A 20,110-nucleotide genomic window follows, 5' to 3' on the forward strand; every position below is an offset into this window, starting at 1 on the left:
ACAAGATAAGATCATAACAGTCAGAACACCAATAGCAAAGCTATATATAAACGAATGATTTACATCTTCTCTGTAATATAAAATATTTAAAAGAAAGGAAATTATAAAAATCCCCAAACACAGTGTCCCTATCGTTTTATACTTAATTCTGATTAGCAAACTCCTTAAAAGAAGTATATAGGAAGAAAAACTAACGAGCATATAAAAGTTGAAAATATAATAATTTAATACACCTGTCCATTCTGTAAAATGATATCCTACGACTTCGATTAAAGCAGAGAACCAGATTAAGACAACTAAAAATTTAGCTCTCTTACCCGGAAGCTTATGCAATGAAATCAATCCTATAATTCCGGAGAACAGTGCTAAATAGACAATATAAAATCTTAAAAATTCAAACATAATTTTCTAATATAATAAGGAAGGCGGCCTGCCAATGCTGCCATAGTTCATAGGTTCAATAGTCGAGATATCTGCATTATCATCATCACGGGAAGCAGAGGTATCTGCATTTTCATCTTCACGGACTGATGCAAAGGTTTGGATACCGGTAGTATTTAAGGTTTTGGGTTTTATTTTACCCGTGGCAGTTAAAAAAAGAGTCATTAAACCTGCTTTCTCAGCATATTTTCTTTCATCGGGATATACGCCAAAGTAAAAACGGATTCCTTTTACATCGTATCCGGTTTTTTCGCCTTTGGTTTTGATATAATGGATGTAGTTTTCAAGTTCCTCCACAGAAAACCAAACAGCGTTGGCATCTTCTTTTTTAATGTATTTCGCAATGATGCCGGCTCTGTACTTCATAAAGTTAAGATGTAAATCTTTAGCGAATTTTTTTGTAATCAACTGATTCGGTCTGCCTGGTTCTTTTTTCATAATGTTAAAAATTAAATTGGTTAATGGTTAATAGTTTAATGGATTGATAAATAGATTTTTAATAAAATCTTACGGACAAAATTATTTTAAACTTACAAAGCTTACAAGGGGAAATATCCCTTTTTTTTGTAGGGTAAATTTATTGAAAAAATAGGGTTAAAGTGCTGTTTTGTAGTAAATTATAAAAAGTCAATTTTACATCGTTCATTTTTGTGCACAAAATGGATAGGCGAAATCTGAAAAGCCTGTTAAAAGAGTAAGAATTAATTGTAATACTAAAAATTATGAGTTTATATCATGAAGTTTTTCAAGGAGAATCATTCAGCGAAGACAATTATTTTGAAGCTGTACGATATGTTTTAGGTCCCGAATATTCAAATTTAAATGAAAGTGAATTAGAGGATGTGTTGCTCTCAAGAGTAGATCAGATGTCTGAAAGCGAAGCTGAAGGATTTTGGTCGAGTTTAGGAAATGTAGCCAGTAGTATCGGATCCGGAGTTTTACGAGGAGTATCGGCAGTTGCCCCAATTGCAGGAACAGCTATTGGTACTTATTTTGGAGCTCCTCAAATTGGCGGTGCCGTTGGGGGCTTAGTAAGTAATTTGGCCGGGGCTGCAGGCACTGCATTAGACAACAATCGCCAGGCGCAGCGACGACAAGCTCCTCCGCAACAGCAAAGAAGACCTGCTAACAATTACAATAACAGGCCAAGACAAGCGCCCTCGGCTGTTGGACAGGCATGGGGCAACGCGACCCGATATCTGGCAGATGCGGGAAGGGCAGCGCTTCCGGCAATTCAGCAGTATGTTCAGGATAATCCGGTGCAATTACGTCCTCAGGCGGCACAGGATATTGGAAGAGTGCAGGGCTTGTACAATCAATTAGGTGGCGTTATTAACAATCCGCAATTTCAGGCAGGGCAGGCCCAGCAAAGCTTAGGTACGGCAAGTCCAAATTCACCCATAGAGAGCCACTCATTTGCAGAGTTGATCGAAAGTGTCAATTACTTAACAGAGAATATTTTGTATGAGTATTACAATGGAGGATTAATTCCGACCGAAGATTACTATATCGATCAATACGGCCAGTTTGTAGGTACCAACACTCCAAACCGAATCAATAGATTAGAAAATTCTATTGCCAGTTTATAAAACCTAAAAGTTATAACAATGGATGCTTATATAGAATATTTGAAAGAACACAATCCTGAAATGGCTAAATATTTTGAGATGATGCAGCCTATGATGGACAAAAAAGAACCTGAAGAGGAAAAAGAGGCTCCCAAAATTGATGCGGAACTTGAAGAAAAATTCAGGAAGCTGAAAAAAGTCAATCAGAAGCTTTTTACGATTATCGAAGGATTAAAATTTCAGTTGGAATTTGAATTAAATCAAAATGATGATTTAGCAAAAGCTATTGGGGCCTGTACGGAATGTTTTGGTGAAGATAGTGAGTGCCCTGAATGTTTCGGAACCGGAAAACCAGGCAACAGCATTCCGGATTTTATCCTTTTCAATAAATATATTCAGCCTGCCATCCAGAAGTATAACAAACATTATTTCAACAAAAATTAACCATTAAATTTAAAAATTATGAATTATTTCGAAAGTTATTTAGATGAAGATTTATTAAATGAAGACTATTACAATGAAGATTTGCTGGGCGAAGATTTATTAGAAAGCTATGACGAAAGTTACGATGAAGCGGCTAAACGCAGAAGACCATCGACAAGAGGCATTAGACCAAATGTAAGTTCTGCGGTAAAACAAAGATCAAACTTTGGAAAAGCACTTAGCGGAAGAGCCAATGATTATGCAACCAAAAGTGAGCTGAAAAAATCTTTGGATGCCATTTCTAACCAGGTAAATGAACTTAAAAAGACTTCGCTTGCTACCAACAAAGCTTTGGTTTCATTAGATCAGAAACATACCGAATTTGCAAAAATTGACGCCAGAAAAGGCGATAACCAAACTAAGGTTTTAAAGAATATGCAAATGATGAGCATGATGGGATCACTGTTGAATCAGCCAAAATTGAAACCGGAAAATTTAGAGATTGTAGGGGATACTTTTGATAAGGAAGGAAAAGCACTGACTACAAAGATCGTTGAAAAAACCGATAAGAGTGCTATTTATGTAGATCAGACTATGTCATTATTATTACCTATGATGACCACTATGGGAGATTCAGGTTCCGGAAAATCAGATAACAATATGATGTTGCCATTAGTCTTAATTATGTCTCAACAAAACAAAGACAATAAAGACAATAACAACATATTGCCACTCGCCATGGTAATGATGATGAACAAGTAATATTAAAAAAGGGCAGTTGAAAATGACAATTGCCCTTTGTTTCTATTAACATTAAAACTTTAAAAGATGAATCCTATAAACTTAATAATAAGTGTTATAATGGCTAAAAGCAGAGCCACCCATTATAATATTCCCGAAAATCAGGAATTAAACAGCACGGCACTTTTAGCAGGAATGATCTCTGATAATCCTTTACTGAGTTATGTTATAATTGATAGCAAAGCCAAAAGCGAAAGTGAAAATCAGAAACCTGTAAAAGTAACTCCTGAACGATTACCTGCCAGTGGCGGTACGGTTAAAAACCTTCCGGTAGAAACCGATCCAAAGAACACAACTCCTGAGCCGGCTAAAGGAACTCCCACAGGAGGAAATCAGCTTCCTGATGTTGTAACATTAGAAACTGTTCAGGGTTTAATAGCAGCAGGTAATAATAATTTAGAAAAGGACATTGCTGCTACTTTGGAAAATTTTACAACCTCTTTTAATAAAGAAGTGGTACAAAGTTTAAACTTCAGAATTGGCAAAATAGAGGAAAGTAATGTTACAATTAACAATTCAATTGCAATATTAGATAAAAAACTGGAAGAACTTGCCATTTTAAACCGTTCTCCTAAAGACAGTCTGATTGCTTTACCTGAACCTGTTTCTAAAGTAACAACTAAAAAACAATCCAAATGAAAACTGCTATTAACCACGAAGCCCAAAAGTCCATTGTGATTGAAGATTATCTAGCGCGTATATTAGAAATAGTAAGCAGTATCAGGCCTGTTTTCCTGAAAAATGAATTGAAGTTTTCGAAAAAAGCCGAAAAGGAGAAATTATATATTTATAAAAAGTTATTTCCTGAAAAAGTTTTGGGAATTAATAAAATTCAGAACGATTATAATACGATTTTAGGACATGCTAATTTATCAAAATTAGAAAAAGCTGATTTGGATTTTATTCTCGATTTAGAGAAAATAGGATTTAGCAAAAGCCAATATGTAGCCGAAATGAATATTTTGGCACAAAAGGAAAAAAACGTTAACGACGGTTTTTTTCATTTTTTCGTTGGAGAAACTGTTTATTTTACTTTTCTGAGTACAGAATTAAGAAACATCCAGTATAAATTAGATACTATAAGTCCTTCAAATCCTTAAAAAGCAAAGATATGGACCCAAGACTCAAAGTTATATTATATGGTGACCCGGACGAAGAATTATCCCTTTTAATGCGTTTAGAAAAAGAAAAGGATTATCCTGACCATTGCAAAATTATTTCTGAATTTGGAAAAATTGTAAGCATACGTACCAAAAGACGTTTTTTATTGGCTATTTACAACAGTAAAAAAGTAAAAAGCCTCAAAGCGCCCAGTGTAGTCCCTGCCAATCATGCGATAGACGAAGATTGTGATCATAAGATCTTAGATAAAAAAAATGAAATATTGAACGAAGAGGTTTCAGATGTAATGTTTGGTATTATTGATTTTGGCTTCGATTTTACACATCCGGATTTTATTGTTAACGGTAAAACACGTTTCGAAAAAATCTGGGTACAGTCAGACCGGTACGACGGGAATGAATATGGCTACGGAAGAATCATTAGCAAAGCACAAATTAATGAAGCGTTATTAGACGAATTTCCGTTTAAAAAATTAGGCTATCATCCCGGTAAATCAGATTTATTCGGAAACGGAACCCATGGAACCCATGTTTTGGGAATTGCCTGCGGAAACGGCGCTGTTGCAGCCAAAAGTTTTGCGCCAAATGTTCCAATTATCGCAGTTGATCTGGGATTAAACAATATTAACGGATCAAATTTGTCGTTGGGAGATTCAGTAAAAACCTGTGAAGGGCTTCATTTTTGTACCGTTACGGCTTATCAGCGACCACTTGTAATCAATATGAGTCTCGGTGGCCATGGCGATGCCCATACAGGCCAGACCTTGTTGGAACAAGTGATAGATTATATTTTAACCTCCAGAAAAGGAACAGCAATAGTACAGAGCACAGGAAATTACCATCAGGCCAATGTTCATACGTATGGAGATATTAAGCTGAACCAGAAAGTAAAAATTCCGTGGATGTTTAAAAAAAATGACCGTACTCCAAACGAAATGGAAATCTGGTATCATGGCGACGATATCCTTAGTGTAAATATCTATGATGATAATCAAAATAGATTACTTTCTTCAACCCCTTTCAAAGACGAAATAATTACAAAAGATGATGATGAAGTAGGGATTTGCCTGCACAGATGTAATGAACCCAATACGGGTAAAAACCAAATTAATATTTTGATTAACGGTAAGTTAAATTCAAAATTCTGGACAATTGAACTGGTTGGCAAAACAGTAAAAAACGGCCGTTATCATTGTTATATCGAGCGTGACGATGGCGGTCAGTCTATTTTTTTGCCTGCCATTGCTAATAAGACACACACTACCAATTCGATTTGCAATTCAAAATACAGTATTGTTGTGGGCGCCTATAATCAAAGCGATGAAACAAAACCTGTTTTATCTTTTAGCAGTTCAGGACCCACAGTTGATGGCCGAATGAAGCCGGAACTTGTCGCACCTGGTTTTAAAATAAAATCATCCTGTTCGTCATCCAGCAGAGAAAACAGGGCTTCAAATAAATTAACGTCTAAAAGCGGCAGTAGTATGGCGGCGCCTTATGTAGCGTCTCTGGTTATGAAAATTCTCGAAAAAGAACCTGAACTGGATATTATAGCCCTTAGAAAAAAACTCTTTAAAGCCTGTGATACTGCTTTTTTTAAAGACAACAATTTTGAAGTTTTCAGAGCGGGACACGGTTACGTCAATCCTAATAAAATAACATAAATCAGGAATACAATGGAAAATCTAGTTTCAAATACCCCGGTCATAAATCAAAATACTCTTCGTCAGAATACCTCAGGAATATTACAGGATAGTGTGGGCTTAAATGCAGTCAATAAGCCTTCAGATGTATTGCAAATTCAAAATGAACTAAAAGCCTTAGGCTATCCCGTACAAACGAATGGTGCTCTGGCAAACAGTCAAACGGACCCTACTGTTATTTCTATTTTAAATTTCCAGTCAAACAACAGAATTCTGGTCACCGGAATGATCAATCCAAATGATCAGACTTATAATGCTTTAAAACAATTAAATAGTATCAATGTCACTTTGACGGAAGGAGAAGATGAATCGATTCATCAGCCCTTTCTCACCAATTCATTTATTTTTAGACGAAATGCAGGAAACGCGAATACACTAAATGTTATTTTCGAAGGTGATTCCTGGTTAGATTATCCCGTACCAAGAGTTTTAGATTTATATGATACCATTACAGACCGCAACCAAAGGCTAAATTTGAATTGTTTGCATTTGGCTAAATTTGGAGAAACAACCTCGCAAATGTATGCTGATAAAGCAAATTTTGTGCAGTACATCAGTGGTTATCGTATTGACCGTATCTATTTTAGCGGAGGAGGAAATGATGTTTTTCCTCAGTTGGGCAGAATATTAAATTCAGGAGTAACAGTATTTGATGCTTCTTTTTTTACAGATGCTGCCAGGTTGAATGAATTAAAAGGAATTTCATCAGGCGATGCTTTGTATCAAAAATGCATTCAGTACAAAAGATATTTAAATACAAACACCTTTGATCGGGCTCTTTTTAATTCGGTAAATCTAAATGCGATTTTCAATACTATTATGCGCAATTATCTTGGTTTTGGAAGCATTATAAATGCTCATTCTACGCCAAATACGATCTTTTACATGCATACTTACGATTATCCTTTGTTCAAACTTGGTACAAGACCTTCAATAGCAGGTATTAATTTACCTTTAGGTCCGTGGATCAAACCTGTTTTCGACCAATTGGGCATTGCTGATGAAATCCTGAGATGTTTTATCATTATTCGCTTGTTAGACCGGTTTTATGCGCTTTTGTGGCAGATTAAAAATCATTTCAGTTACTCCGGATACCGTTTTCAAAGCAGGATAATAGATTACCGCGGACTTTTGAATTCATCTGATTATTGGCGCGATGAGATTCATCCCAATTCGGTTGGTGCAAGAAGATTATCGACCCGGGTTAATTTTTAAAACAGAAAAACCCGACTTTACAGGGTCGGGTTTTACAGGTAAAAGCAATAATTTTTATCTTAAGCTTGCGCCAAGTTCAGTTTCGAAAGTTTGTTGCAGTTTCGACATGATTTTATCAATCTGAGCATCTGTAAGCGTTTTTGTATTGTCCTGAATCGTAAAACTCAAAGCATACGATTTTTTGCCTTCCGGAAGTTTTTCCCCTTCATAAACATCAAATAAATTAACATCTTTCAAAAGCGATTTTTCTGTTTGTTTGGCAAGGTTATAAATGCTTTCGTAAGTTGTGTTTTTATCAATTAATAAAGCTAAATCCCTACGAACTTCAGGATATTTAGGAATTTCACTATACTTAATTTTTCCGGTAATGATTCTTAAAATCAGATCCCAGTTAAAATCAGCAAAATAGACATCTTGTTTGATTCCGAAATGTTTCAGGATCGATTTCTTTATTACTCCTGTCTCTACTAAAGTATCATTGTTGTAGCAAATTGCTGTTCCTTCTGAGAAAATATCAGACTGAACGGGAGCATTCGAAATTTTGTCAATTCCTAAGCGGGCTAAAATACCTTTCACGTATCCTTTCAACAAAAAGAAATCGGTTGTTTTTTGCGGGTTTGTCCAGCTTTCTTTATTTCTGTTTCCTGAAATCAACAACGTTAAATGTTTGTGCTCTTCGTATCCGTTAAGATATTTATGATATGATTTTCCGAATTCGAATAATTTTAAATCTGAATTTTTTCTGTTGATGTTATACGAAATCGCTTCTAAACCGGAGAATAATAAAGACTGACGCATCGTAGCCAAATCACCGCTTAACGGATTTAGCATGGTAACATTATGTTCTTCTTTTAAAACAGTTGATAATTTTGCATAAGCAGCTGTCGTCAAAGAATTTGCCATCATTTCATGAAAACCTTGTGAATTCAATTGCGATGCGATAACATTCTGAACTTTATAATCTTCGGTTCTTGGTGAGTTAGAAACGGTTGCATTAAACTTTTTAGAGAAGTTAATGTTATTGTATCCGTAAACTCTCAAAATCTCTTCAATAACATCAATTTCGCGTTGTACATCTACACGATAAGCCGGAATTGTTAAGCCCAGACCGGAATCAGAAACACTGTTTACTTTTATGTCTAAAGAAACCAGGATTTTTTTGATGGTGTCTTTTGGGATCTCCTGTCCGATAATTTTCGAAACATGGCTGAAATTCAGTAAAACAGAAAAATCTTCTACTTTTTTAGGATATACTTCTACAACATCAGATGTTATTTTTCCACCTGCTACTTCCTGAATTAAAAGGGCAGCACGTTTTAAAGCATATTCTGTGATTGTTGGGTCAATCCCCCTTTCAAATCTAAAAGAAGCATCTGTATTCAATTGATGTCTTTTAGCTGTTTTACGAACACTTACCGCATCAAAATAAGCACTTTCAAGGAATATAGTAGTAGTACCTTCAGTAACACCTGATTTTTTTCCTCCAAAAACTCCTGCAATACAAAGCGGACCTTTCTCGTCGCAAATCATTAAGTCTTCTTTGTGTAATGTTCTTTCAACATCGTCTAAAGTGACAAACTTGGTTCCTTCCGGAAGTGTTTTTACAATTATCTTTCCGTTGATTTTTGCCGCATCAAATGCATGAAGCGGTTGTCCTAATTCGTGTAAAACATAATTAGTAACGTCAACAATATTATTTTTAGGTGTTAATCCAATGGCTTTTAAACGATGTTGTAACCATGCCGGAGATTCCTGAACAGAAATCCCTGAAATTGTTACCCCGCAATATCTTGGGGCCAAAAGAGGCTCTTCAATATTCACATCAATTTTTAAAGTACGCATGTCTACTCTGAAATTACTCACAGACGGAGTGATTAATTCAATATTTACACCGCGTTGTAACATTCCTGCTCTTAAATCACGGGCAGTTCCCAAATGGCTCATGGCATCAGCACGATTTGGTGTTAATCCAATTTCGAATACTTCATCATTAACAATCTGAAATACTTCTGATGCTTTTGTTCCCGGTATTAATTTTTCGTCCAGAACCATAATTCCGTCGTGGCTTGTACCTAAACCTAATTCATCTTCGGCACAAATCATTCCATGGCTTTCCTGTCCGCGTATCTTTCCTTTTTTAATCGTAAATTCGACACCTTCATTATCATATAAAACAGTTCCTATTGTCGCTACAGGTACTTTTTGTCCCGCAGCAACATTCGCAGCACCACAAACAATTTGTATAGGGGCTTCTAAACCAATATTTACTGTTGTCACTTTTAATCTGTCTGCATCAGGATGTTTTTCGCAAGTAAGCACGTGCCCTACAACAACTCCTTCAAGACCACCTTTTATAGACTGGTATTTTTCGACAACTTCTACTTCAAGACCCAAATCTGTTAGTAATTCTGACGTTTGCTCAGATGTCCAGTCCGTTTTAATAAATTGTTTTAACCAGTTGTAAGATATTTTCATGTTAACTTTTTTATTCTAGTATGAGGATACAAATATAAGGATTGCGTATTGTAGTAAGAAACAATTTATTTGGTTTTTTGCGACTGTTTTTTATTTAGATAAAAACTATTGAAAATGAGTATTTTATATTTTTAGTGCCAATTTTTTAATAAATAAATATTAAAAGTTCGTTATAAAAATGAATGTGTAATTTTTGTGCTATTAGATGAATGAAAAGTGCTATTCTGATTCAAATTATGAAGCTAAATTTGAAATGAATCAAAAAAACAGTATTATGAGCACAACCGCACAAAGACCTGAATTTAAGGCAAAATATGATAATTATATAAATGGAAAATTTACGGCACCTGTAAAAGGCGAATATTTTGATGTTCTTTCGCCTATTGACGGAAAGGTATTTACAAAGGCGGCACATTCCGGGAAAGAAGATTTAGAACTTGCTGTTGATGCAGCTTATGAGGCATTTAAAACGTGGGGGAAAACATCGGTTACGGAGCGAAGCATTCTATTGAATAAAATTGCACAGAAAATAGAAGACAACCTCGAATATATTGCAACTGTAGAAACTATCGACAACGGAAAACCAATTCGTGAAACCCTTGCTGCCGATATTCCGCTTGCTATCGACCACTTTAGATATTTTGCAGGAGTTATTCGTGCCGAAGAAAGTTCGATTGCAGAGCTGGATTCTCAAACGGTTTCGATTGCTTTAAGCGAACCTTTAGGAGTGGTTGCTCAAATTATTCCGTGGAATTTCCCCATTTTAATGGCTGTTTGGAAAATTGCTCCCGCATTGGCAGCAGGAAATACAATTGTTTTAAAACCGGCCGAAAGTACTCCAATTTCTATATTGGTTTTAATGGAATTAATAGGTGATATTCTCCCTGCCGGAGTTTTAAATATTGTAAACGGATTTGGTGCAGAATTAGGACGTCCGTTGGTAACCAATAAAAAAGTTTCGAAAGCTGCTTTTACAGGTTCTACAACGACAGGACGTTTGGTAATGCAGTATGCAACCGAAAATATTATTCCGGTAACGCTTGAACTGGGAGGGAAGTCTCCTAATATTTTCTTCCCGTCTGTAGCAGATCACGACGATGACTTTTTTGATAAAGCAATTGAAGGCGCGGTTTTATTTGCCTTAAACCAGGGTGAAATCTGTACCTGTCCGTCGAGATTATTGATTCACGAAGATATCTACGACAAGTTCATTGCTAAAGTAATCGAAAGAACCGAAGCCATTATTGCCGGTAATCCGCTGGATAAATCAACGATGATTGGTGCACAGACATCCTTAGTTCAGAAGGAAAAAATCATGTCTTATATCAAATTAGGAAAAGAAGAAGGAGCAGAATTGCTGACCGGAGGCGATGAAAACCATTTAGGAGGCGATCTTGAAGGCGGTTACTATATTAAACCCACTTTGTTTAAAGGGCACAATAAAATGAGAATTTTTCAGGAAGAAATTTTTGGGCCCGTTTTAGCTGTTACCACTTTTAAAACTACTGAAGAAGCTATTGAAATTGCTAATGATACCATGTACGGTTTAGGTGCAGGAGTCTGGACACGTGATGCACACGAGATCTATCAGGTTCCAAGAGCTATTCAGTCCGGTCGTGTCTGGATTAATCAATACCATTCTTATCCTGCCGGAGCACCATTTGGAGGTTATAAACAATCCGGAATTGGTCGTGAAAACCACAAAATGATGCTGGGACAATACCGTCAGACCAAAAACATGCTGATTTCTTATGATAAAAAGAAATTAGGTTTCTTCTAAAAATAATAATTCCCCTTTTAATATAAACCAGAGCGCAATAAACACCACGGACTGTTATGCTCACTAATCAATCTTTATAATGTTACTTAGAAGATGTAAATGAAGTCTTTGACAGAATGAGGAAAGGGCAAATTGAAGGACGGGTCGTTCTTGACATTGCAAATTCGTAATAACAATCAAAAAAAGCAGTAAATTTATAAAGTAGGTTTACTGCTTTTTTAAATTAATAAAAGTCATGATTAAAAGAATTGATGCCACAGAAAAAGCGATTGAATTAATTAAAGTCCTAAAGGAAAAACATGGGAATTTAATGTTTTATCAGGCCGGAGGATGTTGTGAAGGAACACAGCCACAATGTTTTGAAAAAGGCGGGTATTATCAAAGAATGGGTGATGTTTGCATTGGAACTATCGAAGATACTGAGTTTTGGGTCGATAAAGATCTGTTCGAATACTGGAAACATGCTCATTTTACCCTAAATGTAATTGATGCGTTTGGAGTGGGAGGTTTCTCCTTAGAAACACCACTTAAGAAAACTTTTCAGATCGAATATCGAATTTTTACGCAAGAAGAAGAGAAGGATTTGGAACCTGTTCGTTTTATAGACTGAAAAGGTTCAAAGGTTCAGAGTGGCCAAGGTTCAAAGGTTTCTCGTATAGGTGCATAGTGTTATGTCTTTGATTTAAAATTAAACACAAAGATTATAAAAACCTTTGCCACTCTGCCCCTCAATTAATATGCAACAACTGATATTGCTTTGGCGTAATTCCTTCGTGTTTTTTAAACAGGCGAATAAAATAATTAGCATCTTCAAAACCGGATAAATAACAAACTTCATTAATCTGAATGCCTGGATTTCTTAGAAGTTTCTTGGCGTGTTTTATTTTTTCGTTTAAAACATACTCAATCGGACTCATGCCTAATTCTCTTTTAAAGAAACGATAGAAAGAAGCCGTACTCATACAGGCTTTTTCGCTTAGGCTTTTAAGGTTTATATTTTCCTTTAAATTAAGTTTGATAAATTCAGTCACTTCAAAAATGGGGTTATTGGCCTGAATGCTAATTCCCTCATCAATAGATTTGATAGTTTGTGTTTGAATAATTCTGATTAACAATTCCTGTAAAGTCAGGTCGGCAAGAGCATCTTTGGTAATCGAAGTACTCATGCATTCTTTGATCAGTTTATTGATTGTGGCGGCAAGATCAACATTATTGTAAAAGAAATAATTTTGATAGTTTAATTGCCAATACGCCTCATTTCCTTCTTTAGGATAACGTTCATTAAGAAAATTTAAGGTATCTGTTATTTTAGCTTTGTCGATCGCTAAAGCAAGGCATTGCGTCGGGTTTTCTCTCGAAGCTTCCGGAAAATCAATTTTCATTTCGATATTGGACGGGATTACAACAGTTTCTCCGGGCAAGTAGTCAAATCCGGGTTCATCAAAAAGATGCATGACCTTTTTTCCCCGTAACATACTTGTTACCACAAAATCGTTGAATTTTAGCGGAACTAACTTAGAAGATTCGTAGGTTTCAAAAATATTTAATTCGCAATGATCTAGTGTATAAACGCTTCTGTTTTCAACAAGTGTCTTTAAAGATTTTTCATTTGATAAAAGAGGCGGATGAATTAAAACACGTTGATTATGCATTGTGATTAAATTTAAAGTGTAAAGTTTAAATTTAATAAAAATAAGTTTAGAAACCTCATATTTAACGTTTTATTAAATCAGCTCTTCTATATGTTTTTTAATGTTTTCGGCTATTTTTTTGGTTGGCAGATCATTTTCATCATCACCAAACGGATCTTCAATTTCCTCGGCAATAAGTTCTAAACTCGCCAGGACGTAAAAAATAAAAACGACTACAGGTGCGACAAGATATCCTAAACTTACAGAATATCCAAAAGGCAGTGTCATGGTATAAAAGAAAATAAATTTTTTGATAAAAGCACTGTAAGAGTAGGGAATAGGCGTATTTTTGATTCTTTCACACGCTCCGCAAATATCCGTAAAAGCCTGTAATTCATCATTTAAAATAATGAGTTGTTCGCCGGTAATTTTTTTGGCATCATAAAGATCATTTATTTTATGAAACATCATTCTCTTTACCTGATTGGGTTTGTGTTTGTGATGATCAATTTCGAGATCTACATCGTCAAAAAGTTGCTTACTGGTTTCAGTATCATGCAGGTGTTTGTGTAAAATTGAGGCATAAGTGGGAATGAATTTTCTAAAGAACTTTCGGTCATTTTCATCTTTAAGCATGGCAGAAAGTTTAATAGCCAGATTACGGCTATTATTGACAAGGCCTCCCCATAATTTCCTTCCTTCCCACCAGCGATCGTATGCGGTATTGGTCCTAAAAACAAGTAATAATGAAATTACAAAACCTAACATTCCGTGCATTATCGGAATATTGTGGATATAGTCATTTTTTCCAATTTTAAAATATTCTACTTCAAGATAACCAATTGTTGCAGAGTAAATTCCGATGGCAATCATGATTGGAAACAATTTTCTAACCGTGTCTGATTTATGAAAATGAAAAATAAAAGTAAACCAGTCTTTAGTATTGTATGAGATCATTTAGGCTTGTTTTGAAACAAATTTACTTTAAAAATTAATATTTCCGGCTAATTCTTTCAAAGCAATTTCAGATAATTTAGCTTCATACTGAGCATTACTGTATCGTACTTTTGCGTTCACATAATTCAATTGTGCTGTTCTGAAATCAAGAGTGGTAATAGTCCCTATTCTGAATTTATCTAATGTAATGTCTAAATTTTGCTTTGCAATAGTTACGTTATCTTCTTCTAAACCAATCAATTCTAAGTTAGTGAGATAGGTTTGAAAGGCAGTGCTTAACTGCGTATTCAAAATCATATTTTGCTGCTCAATTGCGATTTGAGAATTTTCAATTTCCAGTTTTGCTACTTTTTCATTTCGATGCTGGTTAAGGCCGTCAAAAATATTAAGTGAAGCATTAAAACCATAATTAAAACCTTTTGAGGAAGCCGAACTGGTAAAGCCTAAACTTGACTGGCTTTCTGAAAAATTATATCCGGAAGTTAAATTTACAACGGGATAGCGATTGGCTTTAACTTGTTTAAGCTGTAATTCGGCAATACGTTTATTGATTATTTGAGATTCCAGAGCCGGATTTTGTTTTTGTGCCAGGTCCATTAAATCAATTAACACCAATTTGTTATCTACCGAAACGGTATTGGTTACCGTGAAATTTATTTTTGGATCACGCGCTAAATATTGATTCAGTAAAATTTTAGCATTGGCATAAGATTCTTTTTGTCTCAATAAAGCAACCTGATCTGAATTTAAATCAACTTGTGCGTTTAAAACCTCTAATTTGGAAGCTTTTCCAATGCTGAAACGATTTTGAGCCAACGTTAGGCGTTGTTTAGAAATGACGATTGTGGTGTCTAAAGCAGCTAATTGCTGCTGTTGCTGAACCAGATCGTAATACGCTGAATTTACCTGACCGATTTTAGTCAGAACAATTCTTTTTAACTCAGAATCTCCCAATTTTTGCAACTCCTTCAGCTGATCTAATCTGGCAAACATTCTCATACCGTCAAAAACGGTCCATCCTAAGCTTACACCATAATTTAAACTATTGTTTTTAGCATTATTTAATGATGTTGATGTTCCATCCTGTCTGGTTTGGGAGGAATTGGTAACATTGTTGTTATCTGTGATAGAAGCTGTCGCAACGGGCAGCATGCCGGCGTTTCCAACCGTTACATTGGTTTCGCTTATTTTTGAATTATTCTTTGCAATTTTAATTTCAAAATTATTTTCCAGTGCTATTTTCATAGCATCTTCAATGGTTAAGACTTCCTGTGCAGTACCTTTCGTAAGGCATAAAAAGAAGATTAGTAAACTGCTAAATAAAATTTTAATGTTCATATTGGTTTGCTTTTACCCCGAATTGACAATTCTTAAATTGGTGAATTCAGGGTTAATAAATGAATTACTTACTTTCTCTTTCGTATTCGTCAATATGATCGAATTCCGGATAATGTTTTCTTGCTTTAGACCACATCAAATAAATAGCAGGAATAACAAAAAGAGTCAGTGCCAAAGAGAAAATCGTTCCTCCAACGATAACCACTCCCATTCCGATTCTACTGGTTGAAGCTGCTCCAAGAGACATTGCAATAGGCAAAGCCCCTAAAGCAATCGCTAAACTGGTCATTAAAATAGGACGTAAACGGGCTTCTGAAGCTTCCAGGATAGCTTCTAATTTTGGTTTTCCCTGCTCCCGTAACTGATTTGCAAATTCTACGATCAAAATACCATTTTTAGTTACTAATCCAATAAGCATTACTGTTCCAATCTGGCTAAAGATATTCCACGTTTGATTGAATAACCACAACGAGAATAAAGCTCCTGCAACCGCCATTGGTACCGTTAAAATGATAATTAACGGATCTATAAAACTTTCAAACTGAGCTGCTAAAATCAAAAAGATTAATAATAAAGCCAATCCAAAGGCAAAAGAAGTGTTCGAACTACTTTCGACAAAGTCGCGTGATTCTCCACTTAAATCAGTAGTAAAACTTTGATCCAGAACTTTTGTTTTGATTCTGTTCATTTCTTCAATACCATCGCTGATACTTTTTCCCGGTGCCAAACCTGCAGAAACCGTTGCTGACATATATCGGTTATTATGGTACAATTGAGGTGGATTACTTTGTTCCTCGACTTTCACAACATTATCCATCTGGATAAGCTGGCCGGTTTTGCTTTTTACAAATATAGAAGTCAAATCTAAAGGTTTTGAACGGTCCTTTTGATCAAACTGGCCAATAACCTGATACTGTTTTCCATTTTTAATAAAGTATCCAAAACGCTGTCCGCTTAAGGAAAGTTGCAACGTTTGTGCAATATCCATAATCGAAATCCCTAAACTTTCTGCTTTTGCACGGTCAATACTTACATTGATTTCGGGTTTATTAAATTTCAGATTCACATCGGTTGTAGAGAACACATCACTTTTCCCAACTTCATCCATAAAAACAGGGATTTTTTCTCTTAGTTTTTCAAAAGTAGGGGCCTGAATAATATATTGAATAGGCAAACCCCCGCGTCGGTTTACAGCAATTGTAGGCTGCTGAATTACAGATGTTTTAGCATCTGGATATTTTTTAGTCCATTTGGTTAATTTATCAGCAATATCTTTTTGAGACTTTGCTCTTTCATCTGGTTCTTTCAGTGAAAGCCTGATGAAACCGGAATTTGTCGCAGAACCTCCGGAACCTCCTGCAGTAATTACTAAACTTACTTTTTTCTCCGGGATAGAATCATCAACCAATTTTGACATTTCCTGCATAAAACGGTTGGTATATTCATAAGAAGAACCTTCGGGAGTTGTCATACGCATCGTTACGGAACTGCGGTCATCATAAGGAGCGGTTTCTTTTGGAAGGATGGTAAAAAATAAGTAGATCAATCCAAAACAAACAATCAGAATAGGGAAACTTAACCATTTTTTAGCGATAAAACGTTGCAGGGCATCTGCGTAACCGCTGTTTAATTTTTCAAAAAAGGGTTCTGTTTTAACGTAGAATTTCGATTTTTTCTGTTCTCCGCCTTTCATCAAATAAGCATTCAGCATAGGGGTTAAGGTCAGGGAGACAAAAGCAGAAATTAATACTGCGGCACCAATTACAACTCCAAATTCCCGAAAGAGTCGGCCTACGAAACCTTCTAAGAAAATTACGGGCAAAAATACAGCCGCCAGTGTTACCGAAATCGAAATTACGGCATAAAAAATCTCATTCGAGCCTTTTATTGCCGCTTCAATTGGGGACATGCCTTCTTCGACTTTTTTGAATATATTCTCGGTAACAACAATTCCGTCATCTACAACCAGACCGGTTGCCAGAACAATTGCCAATAAAGTCAGTACGTTGATCGAGAACCCAAAAAGCCACATAACAAAAAATGTAGCGATTAACGATACGGGAATATCAATTAAAGGCCGGAATGCAATTGCCCAGTCTCTAAAAAATAAATAGATAATAATGATTACGAGAATGATCGAAATCCCTAAAGTTTCGGCAACTTCAAGTACTGATTTTTTTACGAACAGCGTATTGTCAAGTGCAATATTCAGTTTGATATCCTTTGGAAGATCCTTCTTTAAAGCATCATATTTTTTATAAAATTCTTTTGAAATATCCAGGTAATTGGCACCGGGCATTGGTACAATTGCCAGTCCAATCATTGGAAGTCCTGAAGATGTCAGGGAAGTTTCGATGTTTTCAGGACCTAATTCAGCACCTCCAACATCACTTAAACGAACAATTTTATCACCATCCGTACGAATAATAATATTATTGAATTCTTCCGGTTTAGATAAATTTCCGATTGTTTTTACCGTTAATTCGGTGTTGTTTCCGGTTAGTTTTCCAGAAGGCAGTTCGACATTTTGTGCGTTTAAAGCGTCACGAACTTCGGCTACGGTACAGCCGTACGCTGTTAATTTTACAGGATCAATCCATAAACGCATGGCGTAACGTTTTTGTCCCCAAATTTGAACGCCACTCACTCCCGGAATTGTTTCCAGACGCTGTGAAATTACATTTTCGGCATAATCACTTAATTCTAAAGAGCTTCTGCTGTCACTCTGAACAGTCATCGAAATAATAGATTCACTATCTGCATCTGCTTTAGAAACTACCGGTGGTGCATCAATATCCTGTGGTAAACTTCGAACTGCCTGCGAAACTTTATCACGAACATCATTCGCCGCTTCTTCAAGATTCTTGTCTAAGTTAAATTCGATAGTAATGTTGCTGCTTCCCTGATTGCTTGAGGAAGTAATATTTCGGATTCCGTCAATTGCATTTACCGCTTTTTCAAGTGGTTCTGTAATTTGTGATTCTATAATGTCAGAATTGGCTCCGGTATAATTGGTTCTGATAGAAACCTGCGCCGGGTCAATCGAAGGGAATTCCCGAACACCCAAAAAGGTATAACCAATGAAACCGAATAAAATAATCAAAAGATTCAGTACAATGGTTAAAACAGGTCTTTTGATACTTGTAGTAGATAAACTCATAATGAGGTAATATTTTTAGATTTTAGAGTTCGGATTTTGGAGTTCAGTTTTAGAATATAGGCTTTCGTGACTCCTCACTTATAACTCAAAATTTCTCTTATTTTATTTTAACTTTTATAGGTGCCTCATTTTTTAATGACATCACACCACTTGTAATGAGGGTATCTCCGGCTTTTAATCCTGATAAAATTAAAATAGAAGAATCTGTTCTTGTTGTTGCATCTACCATAACTTCTTTGGCTTGGCCATTATTGGCAATATATACTTTTTTACCGTCCTGCACAGGAACAATGGCTTCTGTGGGAACAACAATAGCATCTTTAATAATGTTTAGAGGTAATTTTACATCTGCAAAGGTTCCCGGAAAAAGTTTTCCGTCGACATTGTCGGCAATGGCACGAATTTTTAAGGTACGGGTTGCTACTTCAATTTCCGGTTCAATAGCATAAATCTTAGCCGTATAAACCTTATTGGATCCTGAAACAGAAAAATCGATAGCTGAACCTGATTTTACTTGCGCAGCATATTTTTCAGGAATAGAGAATGTTATTTTTAATTTTCCGGTATTCACCAATTTAGCGACTAAAACGGTAGGGGTAATATAGGTTCCCGGAGAAATAGAACGCAAACCAATTTTTCCTGAAAAAGGGGCCTTTACAGCCGTTTTTGCAATTTGTGCTCTAATTAATTGGCTTTGCGCTTTCATAGACGCATAATCGGCGTTGGCAACATCAAACTCTTCCTGACTGATCGCTTCTTTTTGAAGTAGTAATTTGGCCCTTCTTTCGTTTTCCGCCGCAAGACCTTCTTTGGTAACAGCTTGTCTTAACTGCGCCTTTAATTCAATATCGTTTACTTTAAAAAGTACCTGACCTTTGTTTACGTATGTGCCTTCAGTAAAATAAATACCTTCTACAATCCCTGAAACTTCACTATGAATTTCTATTTGTTCATTGGCTTCGATAGAGCCGGATAAAGATAAATTATTATCAAAAGTAGCCGTTTTGACTACTATTCCCGTAACCGTTGTTGGTTTGTCTTTATCTCCCGATTTTTTAGACTCGTCGTTTTTGCTTTTGTTAGACACGACTCTGTAGGCAATAAATCCTCCTAATCCGATGATTAATAGGGCGTAAACTAGGTTTTTTACTTTCATAAAATTGAGGTAAATGTATTTTTTTGGTATATGTTTTAGTAAGCTCACAAATTTAACTTTTTGTTGCGAAATCGAAAGAGCTTAGCTTTTATTTAACACTTGTACGTACAAACTTTAAATTAGGCATTAGCTTAGATGGTTTTACTTTACAATGGTTTAACGAGGTGACAAAAAAAAGTTTTTTCAGATACAGATGTGAAGTCATTTTTATTGATTTGTGTTAAAAAAAAGAAACTAAGAATAGGTTTTTACTTATAGTTAACGTAAAAATAATCGTTCGAAAAATAAGAAAAAGAGTAGCAATAATTATTTTGTAGTAATTTGTCTGATTTTTTTTGCAC

The 20,110-nt window shown here is 35.6% G+C and carries 16 protein-coding genes; 9 read left to right on the top strand and 7 right to left on the bottom strand.

The genetic code is table 11. The features are described 5' to 3' along the window. Positions 1-408: 408 nt before the first annotated feature. Positions 409-879 carry a hypothetical protein gene (locus tag ACHRWY_RS02060; protein ID WP_395352033.1) on the bottom strand — a complete coding sequence of 157 codons (471 nt, stop codon included), beginning with the start codon at positions 877-879 and terminating at the stop codon, positions 409-411. A 284-nt stretch (positions 880-1,163) separates the two neighbouring features. Between ACHRWY_RS02060 and ACHRWY_RS02065 the strand changes: the two genes are divergently transcribed. The 7 genes from ACHRWY_RS02065 (at position 1,164) to ACHRWY_RS02095 (ending at position 7,272) form a co-directional block, all read left to right on the top strand. Further along, on the top strand, positions 1,164-2,030 hold the full coding sequence (locus tag ACHRWY_RS02065) for a hypothetical protein (RefSeq protein WP_395352035.1): 867 nt from the start codon (positions 1,164-1,166) through the stop codon (positions 2,028-2,030). Positions 2,031-2,048: 18 nt separating this feature from the next. Continuing rightward, positions 2,049-2,453: a hypothetical protein gene (locus ACHRWY_RS02070; RefSeq protein WP_395352037.1), complete on the top strand. Its 405-nt coding sequence runs from the start codon at positions 2,049-2,051 to the stop codon at positions 2,451-2,453. An 18-nt stretch (positions 2,454-2,471) separates the two neighbouring features. Further along, a complete protein-coding gene (locus ACHRWY_RS02075) occupies positions 2,472-3,194 on the top strand; it encodes a hypothetical protein (RefSeq protein ID WP_395352039.1) in 723 nt (240 codons plus the stop codon). A gap of 66 nt (positions 3,195-3,260) precedes the next feature. Further along, positions 3,261-3,872 (top strand): hypothetical protein, encoded by a 612-nt coding sequence (locus tag ACHRWY_RS02080; protein WP_395352041.1) that lies wholly within the window; start codon positions 3,261-3,263, stop codon positions 3,870-3,872. Beyond that, the gene (locus ACHRWY_RS02085; protein WP_395352042.1) at positions 3,869-4,333 is read left to right on the top strand and encodes a hypothetical protein; all 465 of its coding nucleotides are present in this window, start codon (positions 3,869-3,871) and stop codon (positions 4,331-4,333) included. The genes ACHRWY_RS02080 and ACHRWY_RS02085 overlap by 4 nt, the downstream gene beginning before the upstream one ends. 11 nt (positions 4,334-4,344) lie before the next feature. Continuing rightward, positions 4,345-6,018 carry a S8 family serine peptidase gene (locus ACHRWY_RS02090; RefSeq protein ID WP_395352044.1) on the top strand — a complete coding sequence of 558 codons (1,674 nt, stop codon included), beginning with the start codon at positions 4,345-4,347 and terminating at the stop codon, positions 6,016-6,018. 12 nt (positions 6,019-6,030) lie between these two features. Beyond that, a complete protein-coding gene (locus ACHRWY_RS02095; RefSeq protein ID WP_395352046.1) occupies positions 6,031-7,272 on the top strand; it encodes a peptidoglycan-binding domain-containing protein in 1,242 nt (413 codons plus the stop codon). A 54-nt stretch (positions 7,273-7,326) separates the two neighbouring features. Here ACHRWY_RS02095 and pheT read toward each other — a convergent pair whose 3' ends face one another. Then, complete coding sequence (pheT, locus tag ACHRWY_RS02100) at positions 7,327-9,747, bottom strand: phenylalanine--tRNA ligase subunit beta (protein WP_395352048.1); 2,421 nt, start codon at positions 9,745-9,747, stop codon at positions 7,327-7,329. A gap of 274 nt (positions 9,748-10,021) precedes the next feature. On the opposite strand from pheT, the gene ACHRWY_RS02105 reads away from it, so the two are divergent. Continuing rightward, positions 10,022-11,527 (top strand): aldehyde dehydrogenase family protein, encoded by a 1,506-nt coding sequence (locus ACHRWY_RS02105; RefSeq protein WP_395352051.1) that lies wholly within the window; start codon positions 10,022-10,024, stop codon positions 11,525-11,527. A 235-nt stretch (positions 11,528-11,762) separates the two neighbouring features. After that, positions 11,763-12,137: a DUF779 domain-containing protein gene (locus ACHRWY_RS02110; RefSeq protein ID WP_395352053.1), complete on the top strand. Its 375-nt coding sequence runs from the start codon at positions 11,763-11,765 to the stop codon at positions 12,135-12,137. A 118-nt stretch (positions 12,138-12,255) separates the two neighbouring features. Here the strand turns inward: ACHRWY_RS02110 and ACHRWY_RS02115 are convergent, their stop codons facing one another. The 5 genes from ACHRWY_RS02115 to ACHRWY_RS02135 form a co-directional block, all read right to left on the bottom strand. Next, entirely contained in the window at positions 12,256-13,179 is a 924-nt protein-coding gene (locus ACHRWY_RS02115; protein WP_395352055.1) for an AraC family transcriptional regulator N-terminal domain-containing protein, read from the bottom strand. A 72-nt stretch (positions 13,180-13,251) separates the two neighbouring features. Next, positions 13,252-14,115, bottom strand: coding sequence for a bestrophin family protein (locus ACHRWY_RS02120; protein ID WP_395352057.1), 864 nt, complete (start codon positions 14,113-14,115; stop codon positions 13,252-13,254). 27 nt (positions 14,116-14,142) lie between these two features. After that, positions 14,143-15,453: a TolC family protein gene (locus tag ACHRWY_RS02125; RefSeq protein ID WP_395352059.1), complete on the bottom strand. Its 1,311-nt coding sequence runs from the start codon at positions 15,451-15,453 to the stop codon at positions 14,143-14,145. Between the two features lie 64 nt (positions 15,454-15,517). Next, the gene (locus ACHRWY_RS02130; protein ID WP_395352061.1) at positions 15,518-18,613 is read right to left on the bottom strand and encodes an efflux RND transporter permease subunit; all 3,096 of its coding nucleotides are present in this window, start codon (positions 18,611-18,613) and stop codon (positions 15,518-15,520) included. Between the two features lie 97 nt (positions 18,614-18,710). Further along, positions 18,711-19,769 (bottom strand): efflux RND transporter periplasmic adaptor subunit, encoded by a 1,059-nt coding sequence (locus tag ACHRWY_RS02135; RefSeq protein WP_395352063.1) that lies wholly within the window; start codon positions 19,767-19,769, stop codon positions 18,711-18,713. Positions 19,770-20,110 lie beyond the last annotated feature (341 nt).

This window comes from Flavobacterium sp. FlaQc-48 (genome assembly GCF_044007335.1).
In the GTDB taxonomy this organism is placed as follows: domain Bacteria; phylum Bacteroidota; class Bacteroidia; order Flavobacteriales; family Flavobacteriaceae; genus Flavobacterium.